Origin of the sequence: Campylobacter concisus, from assembly GCF_002913045.1 — a bacterium.
Classification (GTDB): Bacteria; Campylobacterota; Campylobacteria; order Campylobacterales; family Campylobacteraceae; genus Campylobacter_A; species Campylobacter_A concisus_AP.
On record NZ_PPAF01000038.1, the window covers coordinates 22,717 to 44,218 of the forward strand.

The 21,502-nt window shown below is 37.4% G+C and carries 21 protein-coding genes; 8 read left to right on the forward strand and 13 right to left on the reverse strand.

Annotated elements, in window-relative coordinates; translation table 11 throughout:
• Positions 1-7 precede the first annotated feature (7 nt).
• The 6 genes from CYP43_RS07290 (at position 8) to CYP43_RS07315 (ending at position 6,744) form a co-directional block, all read left to right on the forward strand.
• Positions 8-2,296, forward strand: coding sequence for a helicase HerA domain-containing protein (locus CYP43_RS07290; protein WP_103583070.1), 2,289 nt, complete (start codon positions 8-10; stop codon positions 2,294-2,296).
• A gap of 58 nt (positions 2,297-2,354) precedes the next feature.
• Complete coding sequence (gene plsY / locus CYP43_RS07295; RefSeq protein ID WP_103583071.1) at positions 2,355-2,966, forward strand: glycerol-3-phosphate 1-O-acyltransferase PlsY; 612 nt, start codon at positions 2,355-2,357, stop codon at positions 2,964-2,966.
• Positions 2,963-3,289, forward strand: a complete 327-nt coding sequence (locus CYP43_RS07300) for a dihydroneopterin aldolase (protein ID WP_103559762.1) — start codon at positions 2,963-2,965, stop codon at positions 3,287-3,289. Before plsY ends, CYP43_RS07300 begins: the two co-directional genes overlap by 4 nt.
• 76 nt (positions 3,290-3,365) lie before the next feature.
• The gene (gene hsrA, locus CYP43_RS07305) at positions 3,366-4,037 is read left to right on the forward strand and encodes a homeostatic response regulator transcription factor HsrA (protein WP_021091657.1); all 672 of its coding nucleotides are present in this window, start codon (positions 3,366-3,368) and stop codon (positions 4,035-4,037) included.
• Positions 4,038-4,075: 38 nt separating this feature from the next.
• Complete coding sequence (locus CYP43_RS07310; RefSeq protein ID WP_180998663.1) at positions 4,076-5,293, forward strand: sensor histidine kinase; 1,218 nt, start codon at positions 4,076-4,078, stop codon at positions 5,291-5,293.
• Between the two features lie 2 nt (positions 5,294-5,295).
• On the forward strand, positions 5,296-6,744 hold the full coding sequence (locus CYP43_RS07315; protein WP_103583072.1) for a Ppx/GppA phosphatase family protein: 1,449 nt from the start codon (positions 5,296-5,298) through the stop codon (positions 6,742-6,744).
• A gap of 102 nt (positions 6,745-6,846) precedes the next feature.
• Here CYP43_RS07315 and CYP43_RS07320 read toward each other — a convergent pair whose 3' ends face one another.
• From CYP43_RS07320 to CYP43_RS07365, 10 genes are all read right to left on the reverse strand, one after another.
• Positions 6,847-7,725, reverse strand: coding sequence for an excinuclease ABC subunit A (locus tag CYP43_RS07320; protein WP_103583073.1), 879 nt, complete (start codon positions 7,723-7,725; stop codon positions 6,847-6,849).
• The gene (gene fliN / locus CYP43_RS07325; protein WP_021091807.1) at positions 7,722-8,039 is read right to left on the reverse strand and encodes a flagellar motor switch protein FliN; all 318 of its coding nucleotides are present in this window, start codon (positions 8,037-8,039) and stop codon (positions 7,722-7,724) included. The genes CYP43_RS07320 and fliN overlap by 4 nt, the downstream gene beginning before the upstream one ends.
• Positions 8,036-8,455 (reverse strand): chemotaxis protein CheX, encoded by a 420-nt coding sequence (locus CYP43_RS07330; protein ID WP_054197109.1) that lies wholly within the window; start codon positions 8,453-8,455, stop codon positions 8,036-8,038. Before CYP43_RS07330 ends, fliN begins: the two co-directional genes overlap by 4 nt.
• A 78-nt stretch (positions 8,456-8,533) precedes the next feature.
• The gene (gene trpA / locus CYP43_RS07335; RefSeq protein ID WP_103583074.1) at positions 8,534-9,283 is read right to left on the reverse strand and encodes a tryptophan synthase subunit alpha; all 750 of its coding nucleotides are present in this window, start codon (positions 9,281-9,283) and stop codon (positions 8,534-8,536) included.
• Entirely contained in the window at positions 9,276-10,457 is a 1,182-nt protein-coding gene (gene trpB, locus CYP43_RS07340; protein WP_103583075.1) for a tryptophan synthase subunit beta, read from the reverse strand. Before trpB ends, trpA begins: the two co-directional genes overlap by 8 nt.
• The gene (locus CYP43_RS07345) at positions 10,447-11,061 is read right to left on the reverse strand and encodes a phosphoribosylanthranilate isomerase (protein ID WP_103583076.1); all 615 of its coding nucleotides are present in this window, start codon (positions 11,059-11,061) and stop codon (positions 10,447-10,449) included. Before CYP43_RS07345 ends, trpB begins: the two co-directional genes overlap by 11 nt.
• Positions 11,061-12,665: an anthranilate phosphoribosyltransferase gene (trpD, locus tag CYP43_RS07350; RefSeq protein WP_103583077.1), complete on the reverse strand. Its 1,605-nt coding sequence runs from the start codon at positions 12,663-12,665 to the stop codon at positions 11,061-11,063. Before trpD ends, CYP43_RS07345 begins: the two co-directional genes overlap by 1 nt.
• An 85-nt stretch (positions 12,666-12,750) precedes the next feature.
• Positions 12,751-13,323: a recombination mediator RecR gene (gene recR, locus CYP43_RS07355; RefSeq protein ID WP_103583078.1), complete on the reverse strand. Its 573-nt coding sequence runs from the start codon at positions 13,321-13,323 to the stop codon at positions 12,751-12,753.
• On the reverse strand, positions 13,320-14,576 hold the full coding sequence (locus CYP43_RS07360) for an ArsS family sensor histidine kinase (RefSeq protein ID WP_103583079.1): 1,257 nt from the start codon (positions 14,574-14,576) through the stop codon (positions 13,320-13,322). Before CYP43_RS07360 ends, recR begins: the two co-directional genes overlap by 4 nt.
• A complete protein-coding gene (locus CYP43_RS07365) occupies positions 14,573-15,244 on the reverse strand; it encodes a response regulator transcription factor (protein ID WP_021091583.1) in 672 nt (223 codons plus the stop codon). Before CYP43_RS07365 ends, CYP43_RS07360 begins: the two co-directional genes overlap by 4 nt.
• Before the next feature lie 121 nt (positions 15,245-15,365).
• Here CYP43_RS07365 and dnaJ point away from each other — a divergent pair, with 121 nt between their 5' ends.
• Positions 15,366-16,508, forward strand: coding sequence for a molecular chaperone DnaJ (gene dnaJ, locus CYP43_RS07370; protein ID WP_103583080.1), 1,143 nt, complete (start codon positions 15,366-15,368; stop codon positions 16,506-16,508).
• A 633-nt stretch (positions 16,509-17,141) separates the two neighbouring features.
• Here the strand turns inward: dnaJ and pyk are convergent.
• Positions 17,142-18,593: a pyruvate kinase gene (gene pyk, locus CYP43_RS07375; RefSeq protein WP_103583081.1), complete on the reverse strand. Its 1,452-nt coding sequence runs from the start codon at positions 18,591-18,593 to the stop codon at positions 17,142-17,144.
• A 90-nt stretch (positions 18,594-18,683) separates the two neighbouring features.
• Between pyk and CYP43_RS07380 the strand changes: the two genes are divergently transcribed.
• Complete coding sequence (locus CYP43_RS07380) at positions 18,684-19,739, forward strand: TRAP transporter substrate-binding protein (protein ID WP_103583082.1); 1,056 nt, start codon at positions 18,684-18,686, stop codon at positions 19,737-19,739.
• Between the two features lie 121 nt (positions 19,740-19,860).
• On the opposite strand, the gene CYP43_RS07385 is transcribed toward CYP43_RS07380, so the two are convergent.
• Together CYP43_RS07385 and CYP43_RS07390 are read right to left on the reverse strand one after the other, a co-directional pair.
• Positions 19,861-20,649 (reverse strand): shikimate dehydrogenase, encoded by a 789-nt coding sequence (locus CYP43_RS07385; RefSeq protein ID WP_103583083.1) that lies wholly within the window; start codon positions 20,647-20,649, stop codon positions 19,861-19,863.
• Positions 20,646-21,491, reverse strand: a complete 846-nt coding sequence (locus tag CYP43_RS07390; protein WP_103583084.1) for an SPOR domain-containing protein — start codon at positions 21,489-21,491, stop codon at positions 20,646-20,648. Before CYP43_RS07390 ends, CYP43_RS07385 begins: the two co-directional genes overlap by 4 nt.
• Positions 21,492-21,502: the final 11 nt, after the last annotated feature.

A 21,502-nucleotide genomic window follows, 5' to 3' on the forward strand; every position in this document is an offset into this window, starting at 1 on the left:
GCAGTTAGTGAAAACAATACAAGAAAATTTAAAACTTTTTTATATCGGATTAAAAGATAAAGAGCCATTTTTTTATAAAAATAAGGATCTAACCACCCACGCAGCTATCATAGGTATGACAGGTAGCGGTAAAACAGGCCTTGGTATCACGCTTTTAGAAGAAGCCTGCATAGACAATATACCTTCTATCATCATCGATCCAAAAGGCGATATCACAAATTTAGCCCTCACTTTTCCGCAGATGAGGCCGGAGGATTTTTTACCATACATAGATGAAGCAGAAGCGGCCAACAAAGGTCAAAGTGTAGAGGAATTTGCCACTGCTCAAGCCGAGCTATGGAGAAACGGCATAGAGTCGAGCTTTCAAGATCTTGAGCGAGTAAAAATTTTAAAAGAGAGCGCTAACTTTAACATCTACACACCAAAAAGCTCAGCTGGCATAGGCGTGGCGCTACTTAGCGACTTTGCCTGCCCAAATATCACTGATGAAGAAATTTTTAGCAACTATATAAATTCGCTTGCAGCCTCGGTATTATCTCTTGTAGGTATAAATTCCGAGGACATGAATTCAAAAGAACAGCTTCTCATCTCAACCATATTTGATACTAAATTTAAAGAGCAAAAAGACGTCAGTATAGAAGAGCTCATAAATTTCATCGCAAATCCGCCTTTTAAAAAGATAGGCGTCTTTGACGTGGATACCTTCTATCCAAGCAGTGAGCGCCTAAAGCTTGCCATGAAGATAAACGCACTTATCGCAAGCCCAAGTTTTAAAGGCTGGACGCAAGGCATTAGGCTAGAAATTTCAAAGATGCTTTTTGATGAAAACGGCAAAGCAAAGTGCAATATCTTTACGATCTCACACCTAAATGACGCCGAGAGGATGTTTTTTGTCACCCTTTTACTAAACGAGATCATCGCGTGGATGCGCGGCACCGAGGGTACTAGCTCACTTAGAGCGATCCTTTATATGGATGAAATTTTTGGATTTTTCCCACCAAACGCAAACCCTCCATCAAAAACACCGATGCTTACACTATTAAAGCAAGCTCGTGCGTTTGGCCTCGGTTGTATATTGAGCACACAAAATCCAGTCGATCTTGACTACAAAGGCCTTAGCAACATCGGCACTTGGTTTATCGGCCGCTTGCAAACAGCCCAAGACAAAGCACGCGTTATAGATGGGCTAAGCGGCATCTCTGGCTCAAACCTAGATAAAGCCTCGCTTGAAAATCTCATATCAAATTTGGCAAAGAGAAATTTTTTAGTTAAAAATATAAACGAAGACGGGCTAAGCGTTATTTCGACACGGTGGGCATTAAGCTATCTAAAAGGGCCACTTAGCCGCGAACAAATTTCAAATTTGATGAAAGAGCAAAAAGAAAATTTATCTGATACAAGGATCGATAAAAGTGAGATGAAATTTAGCATAAAGCCTATCATTTCAAATGAAATCACGCAACTTTATGCTAATTCAAAAAGCCTCACGCCAAATTTACTAGCAAGCGCAAAAGTGAGAATTTATGATGCCAAAAAAGGCATAGACAGCGTTTGTGAGGTGAGCTATCTTTACGAGCTTAGTGAAAATGACAAAGAGCCAAACTGGAGTGAGGCTAGTGAAGGCATGCATGTTGATGTAAGCAAAAATGAACCAAGTGACGCAAGCTTTGCAGCCGTGCCAAATTTCATCTTAAAAGCTAAAAATTTTGATAATATCCAAAAAGATTTTAAAGAGTATCTGTATAGAAATTTCAAATTTAACATCTTTGAAGCATTGGGAATTTATTCAAAAAACAATGAAACAAAGGAGCAGTTTTATATTAGGCTTCAAGATAAGTGCAATGAAATTTTAGAAGAACAAACTGCAAAACTCACGGCTAAATTTGAAAAAGAGCGAAAAAGCTTGCAAGATAAGCTAAACAAGGCTCTAGCAAAGCTTGATAAAGAGCAAAAAGAGATGACCACAAGTGGGCTTGATGCTGCCATAAATATAGGCGCTAGCATACTTGGAGCGATATTTGGCAACAAGCTTTTATCTCGTCAAAATGCGGGTAAAATCGCATCAAGTGCAAGAAGCGCTAATAGAGTCTTAAAAGAGCGAAGTGACGTCAAGCTTAGCGAGCAAAGCGTAAATGATATAAATTTAGCCATTATCGAACTTGAAGAGAAATTTGCACAAGAGTGCGATGCGTTAAAAGAAGCAAATGATGTTAAAAACATCACGATAAACGAAACGCAAATTTCACCAAAGAAAAGCGATATCTATGACGACAAAATCGTACTTTTGTGGAGATGATTTATAAAATAATTAGTATTTTTTTACTATCATTTCTGTTAAATTTAAAAGGTAAAATATGCAAAATTTAATACTTTATGCCATTAGTTATTTACTTGGAAGCATTCCGTCTGGCCTTATTCTTGCAAAAATTTTTGGGCATGTTGATATAAAAAATGAAGGTAGCAAGAGCATCGGTGCGACAAATGTTTTAAGAGTTTTAAAACAAAAAGATCCAAAACTAGCCAAAAATCTAGCCATTTTAACGATAGTTTGTGATGTTTTAAAAGGTGTTTTACCACTCATGGTCGCCTCTTCTCTTGGTGTAAGCCAAAGCGTGCTTTGGACTATGGCGGTTTTAAGCGTGGCTGGACATTGTTTTTCAATATTCTTAGGATTTCAGGGCGGCAAAGGAGTCGCAACTGGAGCTGGTGTGATAGCATTTTTCTTACCAGTTGAGATCATAATCGCTCTAGCTGTTTGGTTTGTGGTCGGAAAATTTTTAAAAATTAGCTCTCTTGCCTCACTTTGCGCGTTGATAGCTCTGATCGTATCAAGCTTTATAATCCATCCAGAGTTAGATGAAATCTATACACACGCTCCGATACTAATCATCGCATTTTTGGTGGTTTATAAACACATACCAAATATCGTTCGTTTAATATCCGGTAAGGAGAAAAAAGTCGTATGAAAAGCGAGATGACGACGATCATTAAAGATTACAAATTTGAAACGATCATCGGAATGCTTGATTTTGAGCGAGTCACTAAGCAAGAGGTGCAAATGAATCTAGAAATTTGCTCAACTAGTTTTATTGATTATGTTTTAATTATTGACTTTGTTAAAAATTTTTATAATGAAAGACAGTTTCAAAGCGTTGAAGAGTCGCTTGAAGAAACTAGCAAAGCGTTAAAAGAGAAATTTGGCTCACTAACTAGCCTTAAAATGGAAATTTTAAAAACTGAAATTTTACCAAACGCAGTTGTTGGAGCAAAAATAAACACTATTTTTTAAAAATTTATTAAACTATCTTGAAATATTGCTTAATTTATGATACAATCGCCCATAAATTTTAGTTTAAGGAAGCAAAATGCGTATTTTAATAGTTGAAGATGAAGTGACGCTAAATAAGACGATTGCTGAGGGCTTGCAAGAGTTTGGCTATCAAACTGATAGCTCTGAAAATTTTAAAGATGCTGAGTACTATATAGGTATCAGAAATTACGATCTAGTTTTGACTGACTGGATGCTCCAAGATGGCGATGGCATAGATCTTATAAACATCATCAAACATAAATCTCCACGCACTTCAGTTGTAGTTCTTTCTGCAAAAGATGACAAAGAAAGCGAAATAAAAGCACTTAGAGCTGGTGCTGATGACTATATCAAAAAACCATTTGATTTTGATATCTTAGTAGCTAGACTTGAAGCAAGACTACGCTTTGGCGGCACAAATATTATAAAAATTGATGAGCTTATCATCAATCCAGATGAGGAAAAAATCACATATTTAGGTCGTGATATTGAGCTTAAGGGCAAACCTTTTGAAGTCCTAACTCATCTTGCAAGACACTCAGATCAGATTGTATCTAAAGAGCAACTACTTGATGCTATCTGGGAAGAGCCAGAGCTTGTAACTCCAAACGTCATTGAAGTCGCTATCAACCAAATCCGCCAAAAAATGGATAAACCACTAAATATTTCAACAATTGAAACTGTTAGAAGACGCGGATATAGATTTTGTTTTCCCAAAAAAGCCTAAGGAATAGATTTATACTACAATTAGCATCTGGTGCTATGATGCTAATTGTAGTTATTTCGGTAATGCTTTATCACTATATAAGGGTTACCGTTTTTCAAAGTGTAGTTAATGAGCTAAACTATCAAGCAGAAGCTTATAAAAAAAATCCTCAAAATTTCAATCCTTTAAATTCAAAAACATTTACGATAGAAAATCCAAATAAAACTCTAGCAACGATAAAAACAGACGGGCCACAAGATAGAGAAACATATATCGTAACACGAAAATCAAAGGATCAGAGTAAAACTTTTTTAATAACAAAACTTGATGAAAGCAGTTATTTAAGCCTAGAAAAAGATACTACTCTTCAAGCCCATATAGTAGAAGAAATTTTTATAGATATTATAATCGTAAATGTATCAGCGATACTTTTGGTACTTTTTTATGCACTATTTTTATCAAGAATGCTTTTAATACCTATAAAAATTTTAAGTCACAAGCTTACAAATTTAGATGAAAAATTTCTTCATGAGATCGATATAAAAAGTCTACCAGATGAGTTTTTACCACTTGGACAGAGCATAAATAGGCTAATCTCTCGTATCCAAACATTTGTCTTATACCAAAAAGAGCTTTTTGTAGGCGTGGCACATGAGTTAAAAACACCGTTGGCCGTAATGAAAACAAAAAATGAAGTTACGCTTTTAAAGCCACGCGAGAGCGAAAAATATATCGAGGCACTAAAATCAAACAATGAAGCTATAAACGGCATGAACGCGATGATAAGTTCTGTGCTTGAGATCGGTCGCCAAGAGGGAGTCCAGTTTGAAGAGCCAGTAAATACCGATGTCATAGGATTTTTAAAAAAACTTGTGAAAAACTATGAGATACTTGCGAAAAATGATGAAAAAAATATAAAACTGGACCTAAAACCAGAAATTTTAAATCTAAAAATACAAACTAGCTTGCTAACTCACATTGTGCAAAATTTTGTTCAAAATGCCATTAAATTTTCACCAAAAAATAGCACCATTACGATTAGCTCTAAGCTTATAAAAAATAAATTTATCATCGAAGTAATAGATGAAGGAATAGGCATAGATGAGAGTAAAGATTTATTTGCTCCATTTAAAAGATATGGCGACAAAGGTGGTGCTGGACTTGGATTATTTCTAGCTAAAGGTGCGGCACAAGCTCTTGGTGGCGAAGTAGACATTAAAAATAGAAATGATAGAAGCGGTGCAGTCGCAAGCCTAGTTTTAAATATAAAAGGATAAAAATGGCAAAAAGAACCGCAGTAATCGACCTTGGCTCAAATTCTATGCGAATGGCGATATTTGAGAGAACGTCACGCTTAGCGTTTTTTATACTAGCTGAATATAAAACAAAAGTGCGTCTAGGCGAAGGCGGATATGGCTCAAACAATAAAATATCCGAAAGCTCAATGGAAAAAGCGCTAAAGGCTTTTAGCGAATTTTCAAATATCATAAAAAGCTACAAATGCAATAAAGTCTTATGTGTTGGAACTTCAGCGCTTAGGGACGCTCCAAACTCAAATATTCTGATCTCTCTTTTAAGAAAAAAGCTTGGTATAAATTTAAAAGTCATTGACGGCAAAGAAGAGGCTACTTTTGGTGCGATCGCAGCCAAAAATTTACTCCATAATATCGATGAATGCGTCACTATCGATATCGGTGGCGGATCAACTGAACTTGCCAGAATAAGCAAAGGCAAAATAATAGATACGCTCTCACTTGACATTGGCACAGTTAGGTTAAAAGAGCTTTTTTTTGATAAAAAAAACTTAAATAAATTGCCAAAATTTTTAGAACAAGTTACAAAACAGATAGATGAGCGATTTAAATGCCAAAATATAATCGCTATTGGAGGCTCTCTTAGAGCGATATCATCTGCCATAATGAGCAAAAATTTATATCCGCTCTCTTCACTGCATGGCTTTTGCTATAAGTTTAGCGACGAGCAAGCCTACATCGAGAGCTTCGCAAACGTTAGCGTGCTTGAACTAAATAAATTTCCTATAAAAAAAGATAGATACGACACCATTAGAGAGGGTGCACATATCTTTTTAGCCCTTGCCAAAGCTCTAAATGCCAAAAATATCATCACAAGCGGCGTTGGTGTAAGAGAGGGTGTATTTTTAAAAGATTTTTTACGTCCAAGTCTTAAATTTCCACAAAATTTTAACCCAAGTATTAAAAGCTTGCAAGATCGCTTCATACTTTCCTGCAACAAGACTGTGTCAAGATATGCAAAAGATATATTTATGGTATTAAAAAAACTTCACGGTCTAAGCGATAACTATCTTGAAGTGCTTTTAGTTGCTACAAAACTTCACAATGTCGGTCAAGAGATTGGCTTTTATGGCGATCATAAAAACTCAGCCTATATAGTCCTAAATGCCTTAAATTATGGCTTTTCGCATGAACAAAAAGCATTGATTGCAGTAGTAATTGGCACAAACGGAAAGAAAAATATCTATGAATTTGAGCGATATAAAAATTTACTTCCAAAAGCCGAGTGTATAAGATGGCTAAGCTTTATACTCTCACTAGCAAAGGCACTTGATCTAACCTGTGAAAGGCTAAATTTAAACTTCGAATTTAGTGGGCATACGTTAAAAATAGAAGGCGCAAAAGAATTTGCTATGGCAAAAGAAGAGATAAAAAAGATCACAAAACCTGAAATTTTTGCTATTTCGTTTGTATAAATTTTGAAACTAGCTTTAACGTATAAAAATTTTAGGCAAGTAAGGTTAAAAATTTACTCAGAATAAGACCTGATTATTGGATGAGAATTTTAGCTAAAACTACTAAAATTCTCCACTCATCTTATCTTTATAGTTACTTAAACTATTTTTTCGCTCTTCTAAAAATGAGCTTAGTTTTTTCTTGTTCTCTTCGAAAAATATAGCAAAATCTTGCTCGTTTTGGATCTTGTCCTCACCAAAGCTATCAAGCATTACATTTGAGCTACCAACTATCACTAAATAACGTCTATTTTCATAGCTTAATAGCATTAGTTTATTAGTGCGATCAAGATATTTTTCATAGATGATATTTACGCCACTATTTTGATTTTTAAGTAGCCAGTTCATTGATTTTGTATCATTTTGAGACTGATTTCTAGGTGTTTTAAACCCGCTAAAATCATTACTCTTTGAAGTAATATATCTTTTAAATACATATAAAAATACAAGAAGCACAATAAGCACACTTAAGACTATAAAATACCTTGAGTCTATATTCAGCATAGGCTCTTCATCTATCTTTGGTGTGCTAGGAGTCTCTATTTTTGCACTAGCTTGAGGCATATTTTGTATTTGAGGTTTTGTATTTTTTAGAGTTACACGAATGCGGAGCCCAAAACTATCAGTCGTCTTTGATGCATTTACGATAATAGCATCATTTGAGCGCAAATTTAAGACAAGCGAGTTTTGCTTTGGCTCTATCTCAAGCTCTTGAATAATCTTTGAGTTTATGTCTTTACTAGCACTTTGATCGTAATTTAGCGAATTTAATATCAAAGATGTTGTGTCTTTTTCGCGCTTTTGAAAGATATTGCCCTCGTAAGGCGCATCAAAACTAAGCATGATATCGACCCTGTCGGTGCGCTCATAGATGTTATACGTTAGCAAGTTAGAAGCTAAAATTTGTGTCGCAAAAAGCAGAAAAAATAGTATAAATTTCATAAAAGTTCTTTTTTGAAGTACTGAATAACTGACTTTGAGTCCAAAATTTCATTTATCCTGATGGCTAAATTTTTCTCATAAACCATTACTTCGCCTTTTCCAAAAATTCTATTATTTATATATAGCTCCACACTCTCACCAGCTGGCTTTTCAAGGTCTATGACCGAGCCAGCTTCAAATTTCAAAAGCTCATTTATGCTAACCGTGGTAGTTCCTAGCTCAGCTATAAAATCAACGCTTATATCCATAAGCTCATCATAGCTCTTAAAAAGCCCTAGCTGCTCTAGCGTCTCTATCGCACTCTCGTCGTTCATTGTATGTCATAGCCTATTTGAAATGTTCTATTTTTTATTTTATATATAAATTTTTCTTTTAGCTTTATGCCAAAATTTTCAACTTCGCCTAAAAATTCAGGCGTTCCAAGCTTATAAGCATTTGGCTCTTTTTCATTTAGTAAATTTTTAGCTTTGCCAATGATCTGATTTGCTATCTCTTTACAAAGATCGTCTAGATCACCACCATCAACATCTTCGTGACCAAAAAAGGCATTCATAAAAATTTTCAAAGTATCTTTTTTAAAAAATAGGTAAAAATGATACTCGCTTTTGCCCTTATAGACTGGTATGCTAGCTCCGTAAAATCCTTTGCCCAGACTCTTGCCAAACTCTAAATCTAGCCCTAAAGTATCCTTGCAAAGATAGCTTGTAGCTTCATCTATAACTTTTCTCATATCTCTTCCTTAAGACTTGAAATGCATTTTCAATTATACTTTGGCTTTACTAAATTAGCTATAAATTTATTAAGCATTTTAAAAGAGTTTATCTATCTCTTTTGCTAGCTTTTCACCGCTAAATTCGGCACAAAGCTTAACTATTTGCGTACCTATGATTGCTCCATCAGCATATTTTTTTACTTCATTAACATCATCTTTGTTTTTGATACCAAAGCCAACAGCCACCGGTAAATTACTCTTTTTCTTAAGCTCTAGGACCAAATTTTTTATCCTATCTTCATCAGCCCTTTTTGAGCCACTAACGCCTATCGCACCAAGAGCGTAAATAAATCCTGAGCCAAATTTTAAAATTCCATCCGCTCTACTACCAGATGTGACGCTGATAAGTGGTATCAGGCTTAAATTTAGATCCTTGCACTTTAGAGCAAATTCCTCGCACTCCTCGCAAGGCAGATCCGGCACGATAAAGCCGCTAACTCCAGCTTCAACTGATCTTTTTAGAAATTTATCAACGCCATAAGCAAAGATGATGTTGTAATAAACCAAAAATACAAGTGGCTTTGTCACTTTTGCCTTACAACTCTCAAGTATGTCAAAGACAACGTCGGTATTTACGCCATTTTGCACCGTCTCAAAGCTAGCTTGCGCTATGAGTTTGCCATCAGCCAGCGGGTCAGAGTAAGGGATGCCGATCTCGACTAGATCAAGCGTGCTCTCATCTAAATTTTCTAAAAATTCCTTCGTTTTTTCTAAGCTTGGATATCCAGCCACTATGTAGCCGATGTTTGCCTTTTTGCCGTTAAATGCACTTTTTATCTTATCCATAAATTTTTCCTTTTTCGTAGCCGATAACTGTGTTTATGTCCTTATCGCCCCTGCCTGAGACGTTTACAACTATGACGCTTTTTTTATCTAGTTTTGGGCAAAGCTTTTCTAGATATGCCAGTGCATGCGCGCTCTCGATGGCTGGGATGATACCCTCCATCTTGCTTAGAAAATACAAAGCATTTATGCATTCATCATCGGTTACGGCTTCGTATTTTACCCTTTTGATATCGTTTAGGTGGGCGTGCTCTGGGCCGATGCCTGGGTAGTCAAGACCAGCTGAGATACTATGTACTGGCGAGATCATGCCATACTCATCTTGCAACACGGTCGTTTTCATACCGTGGATGATGCCGGTTTTGCCTTTGCTAAGCGTAGCTGCGTGATAAGGTGTCTCTATGCCAAGACCGCCAGCCTCAATACCTACCAAATTTACGCTCTCATCGTCCAAAAACGCACTAAAAACGCCAATAGCATTACTGCCGCCGCCGACGCAGGCGATGACGTAGTCGGCCTTTTTGCCGTAGTCTACAAGCTGAGCTTTGGCCTCTGTGCCGATGATGCTTTGGAAGTCACGCACGATCTTTGGATATGGGTGCGGGCCAACGGCTGAGCCAATGACGTAAAATGCGCTCTCTATCTCATTTACCCACGCTTGTATGGCCGCCGTAGTCGCCTCTTTTAGCGTTTTTAAGCCGTCTTCTACGCTCACCACCTTTGCGCCAAGAAGCTGCATACGAAAGGCATTTAGCTGCTGTCTAGCCATGTCTGTTGCGCCCATATATACATCACACTCTAAGCCCAAAAGTGCCGCTGCAGTCGCTGTTGCCACGCCATGCTGACCAGCTCCAGTCTCAGCTAAAATTTTCCTTTTACCCATTTTTTTAGCAAGCAGCGCTTGAGCAAGAGCGTTATTTATCTTGTGTGCACCCGTGTGGTTTAGATCCTCTCTTTTTAGATAAATTTCATGTCCGTAGTGCTCGCTTAGGCGCTTTGCAAAAAAGAGCGGACTAGGCCTGCCAACGTAGTTTTTAAGCAGATCATCAAGCTCGACTTTAAACTCTTTTGTCTTTGCGATGCTCTCATAAGCATTTTCTAGCTCATCAAGTGCAAACATCACCGTCTCAGGCACAAACTGCCCGCCAAATTTTCCAAAATATGCTTTACTGTTCATATTCTACCTCACCTATGATCTTTAAAATTCTCTCTATCTTTTGTGCATCTTTTATGCCGTTTTCGTCCTCGACTTTTGAGTTGATATCGACTAGAGCTGGCTTAAATTTGAGTGCCTCTTTTATGTTGTGCTCGCCTATGCCCCCAGCCATGCCAAATTTAAACTTGACCTCTTTTAAAATTTCCCACTCAAAGCTAGTGCCGTTTCCACCAGCATTTTCGCCCTTGTAGTCAAAAAGCGCCATGTCAAAATGCTTAAAATCAACCTCTGGCAAGCTATCTTTCACGCTAAAAACCTGCCAAATCTCAAGCCCCATATCTTTTAAATTTGCACCTAAATTTTCACTCACCACTCCATGCACCTGAGCCACGTCAAGACCAGCAAACTGGCAAATTTCCATTATCTCGCACTCACTTTGCTCCACAAAAACGCCAACTACTTTTTTGCCATTGCTGTGAGCAAATTTTGCTATCTGCCTAGCTAAATTTAGCTCGACCCTTCTTTTACTTTTGGCAAATATCAGCCCTATAAAATCAATCTCCAAAGCACAAACCGCACTCGCCTCATCTAGCGTTTTGATGCCACAAATTTTAACTAGCGCCATTACACTTGCGCCTTTATAAACTCTTCATAAAATTTATACGCCTTGCCAGAATTTATCGCTTCAAGCACCATTTTTTTGGCCTCGTCCGGGCTCTTTGCGCCATCAGCCGCGTAGAGCGCAAACATCGCGTTAAAGACCACGATGTCAAATTTTGCCCCCTGCTCCTCGCCTTTTAGCGTGCGGATCAATGTTTTGGCGTTTTCTTCAGGCGTGCCGCCCTCGATATCGCTGTGAAGCGCTCTTTTAAAGCCAAACTGCTCTGGCGTGATGCTGTACTCAAAAATTTCGCCATTTTTTAGCTCTACAACGCTTGTTTCACTACAAAGCGTGATCTCGTCTAGTCCGTCATCGCCACGGACGACCAAAGCGTGCTTTCTGCCAAGGATTTTAAGCGTCTGGGCGTAGAGCTTTAGCACTGGTTTGTGATAGACGCCAACTAGCTGATTTGTAAGGTTTAAATTTGGATTTAAAAGCGGCCCAAGCACGTTAAATACGGTCCTTATGGCAAGTCTTTGGCGCACTTCTCTCACCTCACCAACTAGCGGATGGAAAAATGGTGCGTGAAAGAAGGCTAAATCTTTACTAGCTAAATTTTCACGCTGTTTTGCCAGTGATTTTTCACTTTTTACGCCTAAAATTTCAAGCACATCAGAGCTGCCTGACTTGCTTGAAACTGCCTTATTGCCGTGTTTTGCGACCTTTATGCCAAGACTTGCAAGGATAAATGCCACCGTGGTTGAGATATTTATCGTCTTAAAGCCATCGCCTCCAGTGCCGCAAAGATCGATCATAGGCGTATCGTCGCGGTAAGTTTGCGAGTATTTTAGGATGTTTTTTGCAAGCGCAGCGAGGCTTTTTGGGTATAAGCTCTTTTCGCTAATGAGCACCAAAAGGGCTGAAAGCTGCACGATCTCGTACTCTTTGCTGGCTATTATCTCGCAAATTTGCTCAAAGTCACTATCATCAAGCGGTATGCTCTCTTGAAGCTTGATAAGATATGGCTTAAGCGAGCGAATTTTTGGCTCTTTTACCTCATCTTTTGCCTTGTGATTTACAAAATTTTCAACGATCTTTTTGCCGTATTGTGTGAAGTAGCTCTCGGGGTGAAACTGGATGCCAAAGATCGGCTTATCTTTAACGCTAAGTGCCATAACTACGCCATCATCGCTTACCGCATCAGCGCTTAAGCTAGCTGGGAGCTCATCTACATAAAGCGAGTGGTAGCGCATAACCTCAAAGCGCTCAGGTAGCCCTGCAAAAAGTGGCTCTTTGTTTTTCACATCAATAAACGAGGTTTTACCGTGTAATGGGTTATCTAGTCTTTTTATCTTTGCGCCAAAACTAAGTCCTATAGCTTGGTGTCCGAGGCAAATTCCAAGCACCGGCACGCCAAGGTCGGCTTTTAGAATTTCTAAACAAACTCCGCTATCTTTTGGGTGCTTTGGCCCTGGGCTTAAAATGATCTTGCTTGGGTTTAGTTTTTTGATCTCGTCAACCGTGATCTTGTCATTTCTAACACATCTAACCTCTTCATCTGTAAGCTCTTTTACATACTGTTCAACATTAAAAACAAAACTATCGTAATTATCTATGAGTAAAATCAACCTATATCCTTTAAATTTAGCAGCCGTTGAGCCTTAGCTAAATTTCTATAAATTTAGGCAAAATTATAACTAAAAGAAAGTTTAATTAGGCTTTTGTACGGCTTTCGTAGGCTTTTAAAAGTGAAAGCATGTCAACGTTTTCTAAATTTACACCAGTTGGCACGCCCTGAGCGATCTTACTAAATGAAATTTCACTCATGGCAAGCTTGTCCTCGACGTAAAGCATAAGCGCGTCAGAATTTAATCCCGGCGTAAAGGCAAAAACGACCTCTTTTGAGCCATTTTGTTTGATAGCATTTCGCAGCCTCTCTATGGCATCCTCGTCGATCTCGTCAAGCACGAAGTAAAGGCCATTATAGATGCCATTTTGCTCAAAAACTAAGATATCTTTTGGGCTCTCAACCAGCAAGATGACCTCACTGTCTCTGCTCTCGTCGCTACAAATATCACAAATTTCATTTTCACTTAGCCCACCGCAACGCTCACAACGTTTGATAAATCTCACCGCATCTTCGATATTTTGGGCAAGTCTTAGCCCTGTAAAGCTATCTTGCATGCAGACAAAATAGGCAAACCTTGCGGCTGATTTTTTACCAACACCAGGGAGCTTAGCAAAAGACTCGGTTAGCTCGTTAAATTTTTCTAAGCCTCTTTTCATGCTCGCTTCGCCTTTGATCTAAGTAAAATTTTAAATACATGATAGCCATCCTCGTAGTCGTAGGCAAGCTCAAATTTTTGCATCTGACAAATTTGCTCAATGATATAAAGTCCAAGCCCCATACCGCTTCCCGCACTCACCTTATCACCGCGCACAAAAGCTTGTTTGTAGTAGTCAATCGGATGATTTAGCTTTTTGCCTAAATTTTTAACCGCTATAAATTCGCTATCGCAGATCAAAATAGCCTTTTTATCCTCTGCGTATTTTAGGGCATTGTCTATCAAATTTTTAATCGCTAAACTAAAAAGCTGAAAATCCACTCTTAATATGACGTCATCTCTGATATCACAGCTCACTCGCTCTTCAAATTTATCAAGCATGAGCATATCTTGCACTTGCTCTAAAATGAGCGAGAAATGACACTCTTGATAGTTTAGTGCGTAGCTTTTAGAAAGGAGCTGCTCGACCTTGCTAAATTCATTTATCAGCATCTCAAGGCGCTCAAACACATTGATGAGCCTCATTTTTTGAGTCTCATTTGCGACCATTTCAGAGACGATCCTGCCTTTGCCAATCGGAGTCTTTAGCTCATGCATGATCGCACGTAAAAATAGCTGCCTTGAGCGGATAAGCTCTCTTATCTTGCAAACGGCATTATCAAACTCAACCGCGACCTGTCCGATCTCATCTTGCTCGTTTTCATTTAGCCTAGCCGTCATCGCCATTTCCATATTTCCACTGGCAAATTTTCTGATATCTTTACTAAGCCTTCTAAGCGGCGAAAGACTTCTAAGAACAGAAACATAAAGTGAGATGAGAAGGGCTGAAACTATCAAAAATGCGACCCAAAGTGGATCATTTACGTGTCTTGCGTCGTTACTTTCAAGAAGCAGCTGAAAAGACGGATTTTTAATAAGCAAATACAAATCGCCTTTATAATTAACCGATTGCACCACTCCAAGAGGCGTGTGCTGTGTAAAAACAACAGTCCCATTTGTAGCTATTGAAGTAGCTAAATTTTTATTTCCAACATACTCTAAGTAAAAATTTTTAAAATAATGTTCTAAATCTCTTGGGGGATTTCCGCGTTCATAGAGTGCGACAAGATAGTTCATCGCACTTATTTGTCTATCCTTTAGTTTTTCTAAAGCGCTTTCTTGCTGAATGTTTGCAAAAGTTACAAAGAGCAAGCACATCAGCGAGAAAGCTATGGCAAAGATAATAGTTATCTTCGTAGTTATGGAATATTTCATCCGATAAGCTTATATCCTATGCCTCTTACTGAAAATATATGTTTTGGGGCTTTTGAGCTATCACCGATTTTTGATCTAAGGCGTCCGATAATAACATCTAAGCTCTTTGAATCTTTATCTTTTAGGCTTTTGCAGTTATAAACTAGCTGTTCGCGTGATACTGAAAAGCTGTGTTGCTTAATGAGATAAGTTAAAATTTCATACTCAGCTGGAGTAAGCGCTAAAGGCTCATTGTTAAAGTAAATTTCGTGACGTTTATCATCGATCCTGAATGCGCTATCAACGACCTCTTCTTGTACTTCATTTGTCTTTTTATATCTTCTTATAAGACTTGTGATACGAGCATACATCTCTTTTGGATCGTATGGTTTTGGCAAATAATCATCTGCTCCTAGTTGAAGTCCAACAACCTTGTCGCTAATATCGCTTCTAGCTGAACTTATGATGATAGGAATGTCATATTTTTGGCGAATTTCTTTACAAACCTCAAGCCCATCAATACCCGGCAAAGTAAGATCAAGTATTAGCAAATCATAGTTTTTTATTCCAGCACTAAGCCCTAAATAAGGATCTTCAAAATTCGTAACTTTTATATTAAAACTATCAAGATATTCAGATAAAATTTGCGCAAATTCTGGATCGTCTTCTATCATTAAAACATTAACCATGAATTATCCTTTTTATTAAAAATGTAGAGATTATACGGCAAAAATGTAAATTCTTTTTTAAATTTAAACTTTTTTGGGTAAAATCCCATATTTAAAATAAGCTTAATTAACAAGGAAAAATGTGGAATTTGACTATTACGAAATCCTTGAAATTTCAAGAAATGCAAGCGGAGATGAGATCAAAAAAGCCTTTAGAAGACTTGCTTTAAAATATCACCCAGATAGAAATTCTGGCGACAAAGAGGCTGAACTAAAATTTAAACAAATAAATGAAGCTTATCAAGTTTTAAGTGACGAGCAAAAACGCTCTATCTACGACAGATACGGCAAAGAAGGCCTTGAGGGTCGATTTGGTAGCGGTGGCGGATTTAGTGCCGATTTTGATCTTTCAGATATTTTTGACTCATTTTTTGGTGGCGGTTTTGCAAGTAGTTCTAGGCAGAGAAAAAGATACTCTGAAAAATACTCAGCCGATCTTGAAATTCCTATAAATTTGGAGTTTAACGAAGCTATTTTTGGTTGTGAAAAAGAGATAAAATTTGATCAAAAAGTGCCTTGCCCAACATGCAATGCAACTGGCAGTAAAGACGGCAAAAGTAAGACTTGCCAGCACTGTGGCGGAAGTGGCAGGATAACACGCGGAAATGGCTTTATGAATATCGTCCAAGAGTGTCCATATTGTCACGGAAGCGGTGAAGTAATAAGCGAACCATGCCCCGATTGTAACGCGAAAGCTTATAAAATCCAGCAACAAACTGTAAAGATTACCATCCCTGAAGGCGTTGATAGCGGCATGAGAATGAGAGTGGCTAGCAAAGGCAATATCGGTACAAACGGCGTTCAAGGCGATCTTTATGTAAGCATAAACGTAAAAGAAGATAAGCATTTCATTCGCCACAACGACGATGTTTATCTAGAAATTCCTGTCTTTTTCACGCAAGCTATACTTGGCGAAAGTATAAAAATTCCAACTCTTCGAGGAGAAACTGAGCTAAAACTACCTGTTGGAGCAAAAGATAAGCAGCAATTTATCTTTGAAAATGAAGGTATTAAAAGCGTAAATTCGCGTAAAAAAGGTAGGCTCGTAGCACAAATTTCTATTCAAACGCCTGAAAAACTAAGCGATGAGCAAAAAGAGCTTTTAAATAAGCTTCAAGCTAGCTTTGGTATAGAATCGGGCAAATCAAATACTGATGAAAGCGTCTTTGATAAGATAAAAAGCTGGTTTAAAGGCGATGAGCCAAAAAGCAAAAAGAAAAAATAAATTTAGATTTGTGGCGTTAAATTTTGCGTCACAAATTCTTTCAAAATAAATTTTATATATCCTAATTTTTACAAGTAAATTTCATACAAATTTTAAAATTTCATAAGCGAGCAATTTCAGCTCTAAAATTTGAGCTAAGCGGTAAATAAAGTCAAATTTTAGTAGTCAATTCTTGCGAGTGAATGAAAGTTTTAAAATTTACAAAGCAATCTAGTTAAATTTAAATGTTTGTTTCTTTTGTTAAGGGGGAAGAGGCTTGAATTACGAAGTCGCTCCCTTCCCCCTTAACAATCCCCTAACCCAGACGACGTTAGAAATGGCATGCCTCAGTACTAACGCACTGCATGTGTTATATTAAAATTATAAAATTTATTATCGAGCATATCACAGCCCTAAATTTAGTGCTAAACTAAGTGTAGCCTAAATTTAGTAGTTTGCTAAGGTGAGAGAGTAAGATTTTAAAATTTGCAAAATTGCTTTGTTATATTAAGTAGGCATCAGGCAAATTTTAAAATTTCATGAGCGAGTAATTTCGGCTATAAAATTTGAGCTAAGCAAAAAGCAAAGACAAATCTTAGCAGTCAATTTTTACAAGCAAGCAAAATTTTAAAATTTACAAGAGAGTATATAAATTTACTCAGTTGCAAGCTCCAAATAATAATCAAGCTGATCGCGTCTGATGATGCGTATAAGGTTTGTGCTACCCTCAACGCCCGTAGGGTGACCTGCTGTGACAAGATAAGTCTTGTCGTGTTTGACATATCCCTCTTCATACGCCTTTTTCATGACATTTGCCAAAAGTGAGCTAAGCTTTGTTTTTTCTAGTACAAGCGCTGGCGTAACACCCCAAGCAAGGGTAAGCATGTGTGCCGTTTGCTCATCGTGAGCGACTGCAATGATGTCAATGTTTGTGCGGTTTCTAGCTAATTTTATAGCCGATTTTCCTGAGCCAGTGATTGAGATTAATGCATCTGCTTTTATGCGAACAGCAAGAGATGCGGCGCTACTTGCCACCATATCAGTCTCGTCAAAAAAGTCAAACTCATCAAATTTATTATATGGATAGATGCTTTGAGTTTGGATAATCGTTTTACTCATCGCCTCTACGACCGCGACTGGGTTTTTACCAATCGCACTCTCCTCGCTTAGCATAACAGCATCAGTACCGTCTAGCACGGCATTTGCCACATCACTGATCTCCGCTCTTGTGGCAGTCTCATGCTCCGCCATGCTTAGCATCATCTGGGTTGCTGTGATGACTGGCTTGCTTGCTGCATTTGCTTTTTTGATGATGAGCTTTTGGATAGTTGGGACCTTATAAAATGGCACTTCTATGCCAAGATCGCCACGAGCTACCATGATACCATCGCTCTTTGCAATGATATCGTCTATATTTTCAACCGCGTCAAATTTCTCGATCTTAGATAAAACAGCAGCTCTTGAGCCAAATTCTTTTAAGATATTTTTTGCCTTTATTACGTCATTTGCATCTTGCACGAAGCTAATAGCAACAAAATTTACACCATGCTTTGCGCCAAATTTCATATCTTCTTTGTCTTTTGGTGTGATGATATCGATGCCAAGAGCCGTATTTGGGAAATTCACGCCTTTATTTGAGTTTAAAATTCCATCATTTTCAATGATAGTTTTTACTATTTCTTTACCTTCGCTGACAACCTTTGCTCTTATAGAGCCATCATAGAGATAGACATACTCGCCAACTTTCAGCATAGGCAAAATTTGAGGCTGGTTTAGGCTTACTTTATAAATTCCGTTTTCCACTTTTTCACCGATGATCTCATCAGCATGGATACTAAGTTCATCACCAGCCTTTAGATAAAATGACTCACTAAGCTTGCCAACTCTGATCTTTGGCCCGCAGATATCTTGTAAAATTCCTATTCTTTTATTTAGCTTTTTTTCGATATTTCTTATCTTGTCAATGTTTGATTTATGGTATTCGTGTGTCCCATGGCTAAAATTTAAACGAAAGACATTAACACCTGCTTTTACCATCGCTTCCATTGTCTCTTCATTATCACTTGCTGGCCCCAAAGTAGCTACGATTTTTGTCTTTTTTATCATTTTATGCCCCATAAATTTGATTTTTGCGATTATAACACATTTTAATAATGTAATTTTTTGTATAATAGGCAAAATTTCAAAGGAGAAGATATGAATAAATTTTTATTAGCGTCTCTTGGTCTAGCAGCTTTTGCTTGCGTTGCTATGGGAGATGATAAAGTTTATAAGCTAAAGCTTGCTAGCTCATGGGAGAGCACCATGCCAGTGCTTGGTGATGTGCCAAAAGAGCTAAAGGATAAAGTTGAAAAGATGAGTAATGGCAGACTTGAGCTAAGGATTGATTATCCATCAAAACATAAATCACCTTTTGCGATGCTTGATTTTGCTAAAAGCGGTCAATACGACATTACCTACACAAGTAGCTATTATTATAAAGGCAAAGATGCTAAAACTATATTTTTTACAGCAACTCCATTTATGATGAATACTGATGAGCAAACAGCTTGGTATGAATTTGGCGGTGGTAAGGAGCTTGAGGCAAAAGTTTACGATCCATACAATATCAAAATTTTTAGAGCTGGAAATACCGGCATGCAAATGGGTGGCTGGTTTAAAAAAGAGATAAAATCACTAGATGACATCAAAGGCTTAAAGATAAGAATTCCAGGCTTTGGTGGTGAAATTTACGCTAAACTTGGTGCCAACATCAACACTATCCCAACAGGTGAGCTTTACATGGCCCTTGAGATGGGAACGATCGACTCAGTCGAATGGGTAAGCCCAGCTTATGATATGGCGCTTGGCTTTCATAAAGTGGCAAAATACTACTACACAGGCTGGCAAGAGCCAAACGGTGAAACTCAGTTTTTCTTTAATAAAAAATCATACGAAAAACTTCCAGATGACCTAAAAGCGATCTTTGAAGCAGCTGCAGCCGAAGTAGCAAGAGATGCGAATACAAAAGTATTTTATTCAAATGTCGAGTACTGGGATAAAATGAAGAGCGAGTATCCAGACATCCAAGTAAAATCTTTCCCACCAGAAGTAATCGCAGCTCTTAAAAAAGCCACAAATGAACTTCTTGATGAAGAGAGTGCTAAAGATCCATTATTTAAAGAGATCGTTGAGTCTCAAAGGGCCTTCCTTAAAAAAGCAAGAGAATGGACTAAAATTTCAGACTACGCTTATATCAAAACAAACGAATAGTAAAATTTAGCAGGGATTTTCCCTGCTTTTTATATTTATTCTAATTACTTTCAATAAAATTTTTAATCAAAACGTTTTTATGCAAGCCATAAATTTTTATAAAAATAAATACTGGCGGCTATTATAGATAGAAAATTTCTCTCATTGAGCGCTCGATCTTTGACTCATCGAGTGTATTGTTAAAAAATAAATTTAGTGCTAGAACTGCTTGATATAAAAGCATATCGGCGCCATCTTTTACGTCAAGGCTATTTTGCTTGGCCATTTCTAAAAATGGTGTTTGCTTACCATAAATCACATCAAATGCGAATCTAGCATCTTTAAAAATGCTTTTTAAAATTTCTTTAGGTGCTGGTAGAAAATTATCCTTTAAACCAGCAGAGGTCGAGTTAATAACTAGATCAAATTTTTGCTCTTCGTAGTTATCCCAGCTAAAACATTTGTACTCATCTTTAAATTTCTCAAGCCTATCTTTGCTTCTATTTAGTATGCAAACATCAATGCCTTGTTCTTTTAATGCATAAGTTATGGCATTTGCAGTACCGCCAGCTCCAAGAACAATAGCTTTTTTTACATCTTTAAAATTTTTTATTGCTTTTAAAAATCCAGGTGCATCTGTATTATATGCATAAATTTTGTCATTTTTAAGCACAAGCGTATTTGCAGAGCCTATTTTACGAGCTATATCTGAAGCTTCATCGGCTAAATTTAAAGCCCACTCTTTATGTGGAAGAGTTACGTTTGCACCGTTTAATTTTAAGGATTTAAATTTATTGATTAATTTGCTACCATCTTTTAGCAAGACTCTTGTGTAAAGTGCTTTTAAACCCAGGTCTAAAATGGCTTTGTTGTGCAGCCTCGGAGATACCGAGTGAGCTATTGGATCTCCAAAGACTGCGAATGTTTTCATTTTGCTCTAAAGATAAAAGCGTCTTTATTGATATCTTTTCTAATATCGCCTACTACTTTTTGAAGTATTTTTTCATCAAATGGACCAACTAAAATTTTAGTCAACTCGCCAACTTTTATAGTCTTGTAGCTATATCCCTTAGCAGCGATCTTTTTCATATATTCAGCATTTGGATTAAATTTACTAGTCACAAATACTTGAACATAAGAGCCTTTTGTAGCAGGTTCAGTTTTAGCTACTTCAGTTTTTTTATCCGTTTTTTCTATTTTGGTTTCAGCCTTTTTTTCAATCTTTTTATCTACTTTATTTTCAGTCTTGGCTGGTTTTGCCTCACTCTTTTTATCAGTAGCTGCTACTTTTTCGACTTTTTTAACTGAAGTATCTACCTTTGTCTCAGCTTTTTTTGCTGGTATTTCAGCAGGCTTTTCAATAGGCTTAACTATCTCTTTTGACTCTTCAGTTTTAGAAACAGGCTTATTGTTTTCTTTATCTTTTAGCTTTTTGATCATATCTTCAAATTCGTCTTGTTGCTTATTTTCAGGCACGATCGGTACTTGCTCAAAGAGCTGTGTATCGCCTTTTTTATTGTCTGAATTTGTATCAGCTATCGGAGCTTGTCTATCTACTGGCTGCTCAGCTGGTACTGGAGGAAGCACTAGTCTTGAATCAGCTTCATTTTGCGCTTGTGAAGGGTCGCTTGAATTTACTAGCTTCATAGCCACTACAATGATCAAAAAAAGTATAATAAGAGCTGCTATAAATATAAGAAGTTTTTTTAGCTTCAATCCTCTTGCATCATCGTCTCTTTCTAAAAGAATATCTTTTAACTCATCATTTTCCACTTTTTATCCTT

Bases quoted from the DNA above. Each gene is read 5' to 3' on its own strand.
- hsrA (WP_021091657.1), top strand. From the start codon at position 3,366: ATGCGTATTTTAATAGTTGAAGATGAAGTGACGCTAAATAAGACGATT.
- CYP43_RS07360 (WP_103583079.1), bottom strand. From the start codon at position 14,576: ATGAAATATTCCATAACTACGAAGATAACTATTATCTTTGCCATAGCT.
- fliN (WP_021091807.1), bottom strand. From the start codon at position 8,039: ATGAACGACGAGAGTGCGATAGAGACGCTAGAGCAGCTAGGGCTTTTT.
- pyk (WP_103583081.1), bottom strand. From the start codon at position 18,593: ATGATAAAAAAGACAAAAATCGTAGCTACTTTGGGGCCAGCAAGTGAT.
- recR (WP_103583078.1), bottom strand. From the start codon at position 13,323: ATGAAAAGAGGCTTAGAAAAATTTAACGAGCTAACCGAGTCTTTTGCT.
- CYP43_RS07345 (WP_103583076.1), bottom strand. From the start codon at position 11,061: ATGGCGCTAGTTAAAATTTGTGGCATCAAAACGCTAGATGAGGCGAGT.
- plsY (WP_103583071.1), top strand. From the start codon at position 2,355: ATGCAAAATTTAATACTTTATGCCATTAGTTATTTACTTGGAAGCATT.
- CYP43_RS07330 (WP_054197109.1), bottom strand. From the start codon at position 8,455: ATGAGAAAAGTTATAGATGAAGCTACAAGCTATCTTTGCAAGGATACT.
- CYP43_RS07310 (WP_180998663.1), top strand. From the start codon at position 4,076: ATGCTAATTGTAGTTATTTCGGTAATGCTTTATCACTATATAAGGGTT.
- CYP43_RS07320 (WP_103583073.1), bottom strand. From the start codon at position 7,725: ATGAAATTTATACTATTTTTTCTGCTTTTTGCGACACAAATTTTAGCT.
- trpA (WP_103583074.1), bottom strand. From the start codon at position 9,283: ATGGATAAGATAAAAAGTGCATTTAACGGCAAAAAGGCAAACATCGGC.
- CYP43_RS07315 (WP_103583072.1), top strand. From the start codon at position 5,296: ATGGCAAAAAGAACCGCAGTAATCGACCTTGGCTCAAATTCTATGCGA.
- CYP43_RS07385 (WP_103583083.1), bottom strand. From the start codon at position 20,649: ATGAAAACATTCGCAGTCTTTGGAGATCCAATAGCTCACTCGGTATCT.
- CYP43_RS07380 (WP_103583082.1), top strand. From the start codon at position 18,684: ATGAATAAATTTTTATTAGCGTCTCTTGGTCTAGCAGCTTTTGCTTGC.
- CYP43_RS07365 (WP_021091583.1), bottom strand. From the start codon at position 15,244: ATGGTTAATGTTTTAATGATAGAAGACGATCCAGAATTTGCGCAAATT.
- trpB (WP_103583075.1), bottom strand. From the start codon at position 10,457: ATGAACAGTAAAGCATATTTTGGAAAATTTGGCGGGCAGTTTGTGCCT.
- CYP43_RS07300 (WP_103559762.1), top strand. From the start codon at position 2,963: ATGAAAAGCGAGATGACGACGATCATTAAAGATTACAAATTTGAAACG.